The sequence below is a fragment of the Neobacillus fumarioli NBRC 102428 genome, from assembly GCF_001591485.1.
GTDB classification, from domain to species: domain Bacteria; phylum Bacillota; class Bacilli; order Bacillales; family Cytobacillaceae; genus Neobacillus; species Neobacillus fumarioli.
The window spans coordinates 1-6528 of the sequence record NZ_BCUZ01000145.1 but is presented as its reverse complement, the minus strand read 5'-3'; the positions used below and the strand labels follow the sequence as shown (position 1 = coordinate 6528).

Here is a 6528-nt window from a genome sequence, read left to right as displayed (position 1 = left end):
AAAAAATTCCGCTTATATATAGGTATTTATATAAATTTCCTGATTTAGCAGGAATTCTTCCGCTTATTTTTCAATGCCATTAAAATCAGCATCCACCCTTTACAGAGCCTTTTTTAAAAGTAAAGTATAATTTTTAAACTTCGCGCCTAGCCCCTCGGGGTCAAATAACCAGATGCACTTAAAGTCGAAAAACAGACATTTGGTGCCGAAGAACATTTGCCCGTCGGAACGCGCTTTTCTTAAAAATTAGAAAGTACCAGCCCCAGGCGCCAGCGGCTCGAGGACTAAAGGTGCACCTTCCCGCCGGCTCGTCTTGTGCTTGGCTACAGAAGCTACCGCTTCTGTACGCATTAAGGGAGACGAATCTCTGTCTTCGCTTGCCAGTCGCTAATTCTCCCTATATCGCCGCTAGGCGGAAGCATTAAGTTTTTCTTACTTCAGCATCGGCATTTTAATGCCTTTCTCTTTCGCTGTTTTGATGGCAAGTTCATATCCGGCATCAGCGTGGCGGACAACCCCCATACCAGGGTCAGTTGTTAATACCCGCTCGAGGCGAGCGGCCGCTTCTTTTGTACCGTCTGCCACAATGACCATTCCGGCATGTTGAGAATATCCCATCCCAACACCGCCGCCATGATGTAAAGACACCCAACTTGCTCCGCCGACTGCGTTAATCATGGCATTTAGAATCGGCCAGTCAGAAACAGCATCACTGCCATCCTTCATGGCTTCCGTTTCGCGGTTTGGCGATGCCACAGAACCAGCATCCAAATGGTCACGGCCAATTACGATTGGTGCTGATACTTCACCTGAAGCCACCATGTCATTAATTAATTTGCCAAAGCGGGCCCTGTCGCCATATCCAAGCCAGCAAATACGGGCAGGAAGTCCTTGGAAGGCAATTTTCTCCTGCGCCATTCGAATCCATTTGCAAAGGTGTTCATCATCTTTGAACTCACGAAGTAAGGCTTCGTCAATCTTACGGATATCTTCCGGATCTCCGGATAGAGCAGCCCAGCGGAACGGTCCTTTTCCTTCGCAGAACAATGGACGGATATAGGCAGGAACGAATCCAGGGAAATCAAAGGCATTTTCTACGCCTTCATCTTTTGCTACCTGACGGATATTGTTGCCATAGTCAAATGTAACAGCGCCTTTTTGCTGCATGGTTAACATGGCTTTTACGTGTGTTGCCATGCTTTGTTTAGCTAATTTTACATAAAGTGCTGGATCTTCTTCTCTTAATCTAGCAGCTTCCTCTAAAGAATAGCCGGCAGGAACATATCCGTTTAACGGGTCATGTGCTGACGTTTGGTCTGTTAACACATCCGGGTTAAAGCCCTTTTCAATCATCAGTGGTAAAATTTCCGCTGCATTTCCAAGCAGGCCAATCGAAAGTGCTTTTCCTTCCTTTTTCGCTTCAAATGCCAGTTTTAACGCTTCGTCAAGGTCTTTCGTTTTGACATCAAGGTATCTTGTTTCAATTCGGCGGTCAATTCGCCACTCATCTACATCAATCGCGATACAGACGCCATCATTCATCGTTACGGCTAATGGCTGTGCACCGCCCATTCCGCCCAGGCCGGCTGTCACTGTGATGGTGTGTTTCAAGGTTCCGCCGAATTCCTGACGGGCAAGTTCAGCAAACGTTTCATACGTCCCTTGAACAATTCCTTGGCTTCCAATATAAATCCAGCTGCCTGCTGTCATTTGACCGTACATAATTAACCCTTTTTTATCCAACTCATGGAAGTGCTCCCAATTTGCCCATGCTGGCACTAGGTTTGAGTTGGCAATGAGGACGCGCGGTGCATCTTTATGCGATTTCCAAACGACAACCGGTTTACCTGATTGAATGAGCAGTGTTTCATCATCTTCTAATTCTAAAAGCGTTTTCACAATTGCGTCATAAGATTCCCAGTTGCGGGCCGCTTTCCCAATCCCGCCATAAACGACTAAATCTTCCGGTCTTTCCGCAACTTCTGGATTTAGGTTATTCATCAGCATGCGCAATGCTGCTTCTTGAATCCAACCTTTTGCATGAAGTTCAGTGCCTTTATAATTTTCAATTACCCGCTTATTTGTCGTTTTCGTTTCCATTTTGTTCACTCCTTATTGATGTTCTGGTTTCATTATAAAATTGAAAAGTTTCGAAAAATACGACGAAAACATTAGATATTCAATAATATTTTTATGTAAAACTAGAGATTATTTAGGATATGCGTCTTGAATTATGTAATTTTTTTAGAATAAATACATTTTCTTTAGAAAAACCAAAAGGTCCAGTCATCAAACTGAACCTTTTCCGAGTTTATGGATCCGGAATTCTCGCGGTGACATGCCAGTGTTTTCCTTAAACATTCTGCTAAAATAATTAGCATTTTGAAAACCAGCCAGTATGGCAATCTCTTTGACTGGCTTATTGGTTTCCGTTAACAGCCGTTTCGCTTCTTTCATTCTGATCCCTGCAAGCACTTCTGTAAAATTGGAACCGGTTTTTGATGCCAAAAGGTGGCTGAAGTAAGACGGATTTCGGTCTACATATTGTGCCACATCTTCGAGCCTTAACTGACTGTTTGAGAAGTTTTCTTCCATATAAGCAATCCCCCGTTCAATCGGGTCCTGCTTGAAATTTCGAATACTCGATTCTGCGCCATGAAAAATTTTTTGGATAAATAAAATTAAATTCTGCACTGTTCGGTATAGAACAGTATCATATAAAATCGAATGAAATATTTGCCGGTACTCCTGTTCAAATGTACTGTCTTCATCTAAATGATAGGTTTTCATATATCTTCTGATTTGTGCCAGAATACTTGTCAGCCTGATCCGGACGAAACCCGGGTCCGGGAACGGGCCTTGGGGCTTGAGGAATTCGTCATAGAGCCACTTTTTGATTTTTTCCGTATCCATGGCTGCCAGCATATCGACCCAATCACGCTGTTCCTGCGGTGTCAAAAACGGATCGATATGGACCCAATCAGGCAAAAATTCGAATTCAACTACTTGCCGGTAGCCTTTATAATAGGTAAACTTCAGCATCTTCCGCGTTTCTAAATATTTTTCATGCAAGGTCATGGCAGTTGTTTTTCCTAAATGAATAACAACTGCCATTGGATCGGAAAATTCCTCCTCCCAACGTCTCATCGCCTTTTGACATTGTTCTTTAATGTTTGCGCAAGTTTCCTTAAATAAAAGGATCACCATATCACTTAACGGAAAAATCCCGCGTATATCTTTAAAAGGATATTCGGACAAAAAGGAATAAAGTGTACTGATGGTTTCAATATTTTCGGTTTGCAATGCAGCCATATGACAGAATTCTGTATCGGAATCATGTGAAATAAATAAAGATTCATAGGATAAGTCTCGAAAAGCGCTCAAATGATGGTTGCCGTTTTTTGGAGAATTTATTGTTAATTTTCTATACGCTTTTTGATAGGCAGATTTGATTTTTGTCGTGGAAAAAGGCTTGATCATAAGATCCAATGCCTGCATATCAATGGCCAGCCGCGCTTTTTCAAACGTAGCCTCTGCGCTCGTTAACATGAGAATCGGATCATAAATTTGCATCAATTCCCGAAACGCCGGCCAATCCTCCCTGCTAATCATATCCAGCTCCATCAACACCACATCAGGCAATTCTTTCTCAAAAATAACAACGAACTCCTGATAATCCCCTGCCAAAAAAATATTCGTTACCGGAATAGGCGACCCCTTCAACAACCACTTCAGCCCCTCCCGCTCATTCAAATCCCGATCCGCAATCAACCACTTTCCTTCCATAACTTGCTCCTCTCTGGTGTCAGGCACCACAAAAAGACAAAATGCCATTTTGTCCACCTCAGGCGGACATTTCATTTCACTTATTCCTCTTATACCATTTCCTTCGTTAATTTGCACGATTCTCCTAAAACATCTTTTGTTATTCCTTCATAATATATTTTATCGACATGTTTCTACGGAGGGCTTAAGAATGGAAAATTCATTGTTGTTAACTTGCGATACGATTCGCAATAATAGTTTACGGCTGCATCCGAGTTTGGCACAAAAATTAGGGATCTATGAAACAATGGAAAGAAAAATATGTTTTGGCAGCAGGAAGCTGCTGGCAGAAGTAGAACTATGTGAAGGTCTGCCCAAAAATGTGGCAAGCCTATCATCAGATATTATGAGTGAAATCAATATTCCTGAAAACTGCCGCTTTGAAATCCAACAAAAGAAAGATGAAATTCATATCGGACCCTTTATCGGCCTTCTTGCCGGTTATTCTCATGAATCAGTTAAAAATAAATTGGACAACCTTTATGATTATCTCCTTCATTATCAAGACATCAAAGGTGCGATTATCGCTTTCTCAATCGAGAAAACCAATAAGGAAAATCTAACGGTTGAAAGTTATGTCTATAATCCGCTGACGAAGTGCTGGGATAAAGGAGTATTTCCTTATCCTTCCTCTATCTTTGTTATGACTAGCTCTGTCAGTTCCAGATGGATGAAGCATTTCAAATCCATTCTTGGAAACTCTATTTTTAATGATTTCAATTATAATAACTGGGAGATCGAAAAACTTCTATCATCTTCTATAGAAGTAAAAAATTATATGCCAGAATCCATATTATATCAATCGCCAAAAGAACTGCACAATTTTCTCATAAAGTTCCGGAATGTTATTGTAAAACCCAAAAATGCATTTGAAAAATCCCCACCCTTACTTTTATCAAAACAAAAGTATGAACTTGTTTTTTCATCTCCTACGAAAGGGATACTAAAAGTAGCCCCTTTTCATAAAAAAGACCAAGCCTATTCAACATATGAAAGATTTTTGAGGAAAGGAGATTCTATTATACAGGCCATTGAAGGCTCAAAAGATATCCGAAAAATAAATTTTCGATTAATTATGGTTAAAAACCGCGAAGGTACTTGGCAAAGCATGGGGATGTATACGAAGAAAAAAGTTTCCATAAGCAAGATGAAGAAAATTTACCCTGTTATCAAATTAGAACAGAAACATCTAATGGAACACTTGCAGTTTAGCAATGTAATTACTTCCATGCTTCTAAATGAAATATACTATATCGCTTACGACGCGTTGTCAGTAATTGAAAGAAACGGGGTCCACTTTGCAAATGCAGCCATTGACATGTCCATTGACGCAAAAGGCCGCATACAACTCCTTCATATCGACCACTGCTGCCCATCCCACGAAATTGCACTTGTATCCGGCAACCCCGAACTCTATTATGAAACCCTCAAACACAACATTCTCTACGCCAAAACACTCGCAGGATTCCCATCATAAACAAAAGGCAGCACCAAAAGATCAAAAGAATTTTCAGTGTCCACCTCAGGTGGACAAAATGGCATTTTGTCTTTTTGTGGTGCCTGACACCGAACGTGCAATTTTCTTCCAGCGCGTGTATAATGTTTTTATAACTCTTTTTTGAAAAGGTGTTGATTTGTATGGCAGTGCAGTCTGATTCGAAAAAAATCTCTGTCAATTCCACTATTTCCTTAAAGGGGATTGTCAAAGCAATATTTAAGGATACGGTTCATGTTCAAATTGGCGGTAAAATTATTACGATACCGACTTCTGAATTTTTGTTTGAAAAACCGGTTCAGTAATATTAATAGAAGACAGCCCATCATTCTTACTTTGGATCGGGCTGTTTTTTCCCTTTTCCTCATTCCAATTCATTTAAGATCATTTGTTGAATATTTCGAATCGCATCGCCTCGGCTGATGACGCCGACAACATAGTTCGTGTCGTCCACAACAGGAAGTTTTTTGAAACGATGTTTGGCTAAAAGGGTAACTACCTTTTTCATGTCATCGTCAGGATGAACCGTTACGATACCGGCTGTACGGGCAATTTTCATAATGGGGCGATTCACCACTTCACTAAGCTGGTTTTTCAGTTCCATTTCTCCTAAATAGATGGCAAAGGAAAAATAGTCCTGAAACCGGCGATCGCTTGGTTTCAAAGCCCTTAATAGATCCCCATCTGTCACAATACCATACAGCTTGCCTTCTTCATCGACAATGGGCACTCCGCCAATTTTTTTCGCAACAAACAGCTTTATTACATCTTTAACAGAATCCGTCCGCTTTCCCGAGATGACATCTGTAATCATAAAATCTTTGACATACATGATTTTCACCTCTTTCATTAACTTTAGCATGCTAAATTTCTTCCTACTTTATGCACGAAAACGAACCATTTGCCTTTTTTCTCATCATCAGCTGAACTGCCTCTAAACTATTTAAATTCTTCGAAAAATAAAGCAGGAATTTCCTATGTCAGTTCGAAATATATTAGATACTCACTTTGAAAGGTGTTGATTTATATGGCCGACGATCAAATTGTTAAAAAAATCTCTGTAAATTCTACAATCTCTTTAAAAGGAATTGTAAAAGCCATTTTCAACGATACCGTTCATGTCCAAATCGGCGGAAAAATCATTCCCATACCAGCTTCTGATTTTAAACTTGAAAAGTAAGGATTTTATATAGGATAAAAAGGGGCTG

At 40.4% G+C, this 6528-nt stretch carries 6 protein-coding genes; 3 read left to right on the top strand and 3 right to left on the bottom strand.

What is annotated here, in order from left to right:
• Positions 1–432: 432 nt before the first annotated feature.
• Complete coding sequence (gene hutU, locus BFU02S_RS14175) at positions 433–2100, bottom strand: urocanate hydratase (protein WP_066371931.1); 1668 nt, start codon at positions 2098–2100, stop codon at positions 433–435.
• A gap of 189 nt (positions 2101–2289) precedes the next feature.
• Positions 2290–3786: a helix-turn-helix domain-containing protein gene (locus tag BFU02S_RS14170; RefSeq protein WP_169797614.1), complete on the bottom strand. Its 1497-nt coding sequence runs from the start codon at positions 3784–3786 to the stop codon at positions 2290–2292.
• Positions 3787–3976: 190 nt separating this feature from the next.
• Between BFU02S_RS14170 and BFU02S_RS14165 the strand changes: the two genes are divergently transcribed.
• Together BFU02S_RS14165 and BFU02S_RS17080 are read left to right on the top strand one after the other, a co-directional pair.
• Entirely contained in the window at positions 3977–5302 is a 1326-nt protein-coding gene (locus BFU02S_RS14165; protein ID WP_066371925.1) for a YheC/YheD family protein, read from the top strand.
• A 161-nt stretch (positions 5303–5463) separates the two neighbouring features.
• Complete coding sequence (locus tag BFU02S_RS17080) at positions 5464–5625, top strand: hypothetical protein (protein WP_169797613.1); 162 nt, start codon at positions 5464–5466, stop codon at positions 5623–5625.
• Between the two features lie 59 nt (positions 5626–5684).
• On the opposite strand, the gene BFU02S_RS14160 is transcribed toward BFU02S_RS17080, so the two are convergent.
• Positions 5685–6182, bottom strand: coding sequence for a CBS domain-containing protein (locus BFU02S_RS14160; protein ID WP_235842080.1), 498 nt, complete (start codon positions 6180–6182; stop codon positions 5685–5687).
• 165 nt (positions 6183–6347) lie between these two features.
• On the opposite strand from BFU02S_RS14160, the gene BFU02S_RS17075 reads away from it, so the two are divergent.
• On the top strand, positions 6348–6500 hold the full coding sequence (locus BFU02S_RS17075; protein WP_169797612.1) for a hypothetical protein: 153 nt from the start codon (positions 6348–6350) through the stop codon (positions 6498–6500).
• Positions 6501–6528: the final 28 nt, after the last annotated feature.

What these genes read in the sequence shown, in the direction of transcription:
- BFU02S_RS14170 (WP_169797614.1), bottom strand. Translation starts at nt 3,786, where the DNA reads ATGGAAGGAAAGTGGTTGATTGCGGATCGGGATTTGAATGAGCGGGAG.
- BFU02S_RS17075 (WP_169797612.1), top strand. Translation starts at nt 6,348, where the DNA reads ATGGCCGACGATCAAATTGTTAAAAAAATCTCTGTAAATTCTACAATC.
- BFU02S_RS14165 (WP_066371925.1), top strand. Translation starts at nt 3,977, where the DNA reads ATGGAAAATTCATTGTTGTTAACTTGCGATACGATTCGCAATAATAGT.
- BFU02S_RS14160 (WP_235842080.1), bottom strand. Translation starts at nt 6,182, where the DNA reads ATGCTAAAGTTAATGAAAGAGGTGAAAATCATGTATGTCAAAGATTTT.
- BFU02S_RS17080 (WP_169797613.1), top strand. Translation starts at nt 5,464, where the DNA reads ATGGCAGTGCAGTCTGATTCGAAAAAAATCTCTGTCAATTCCACTATT.
- hutU (WP_066371931.1), bottom strand. Translation starts at nt 2,100, where the DNA reads ATGGAAACGAAAACGACAAATAAGCGGGTAATTGAAAATTATAAAGGC.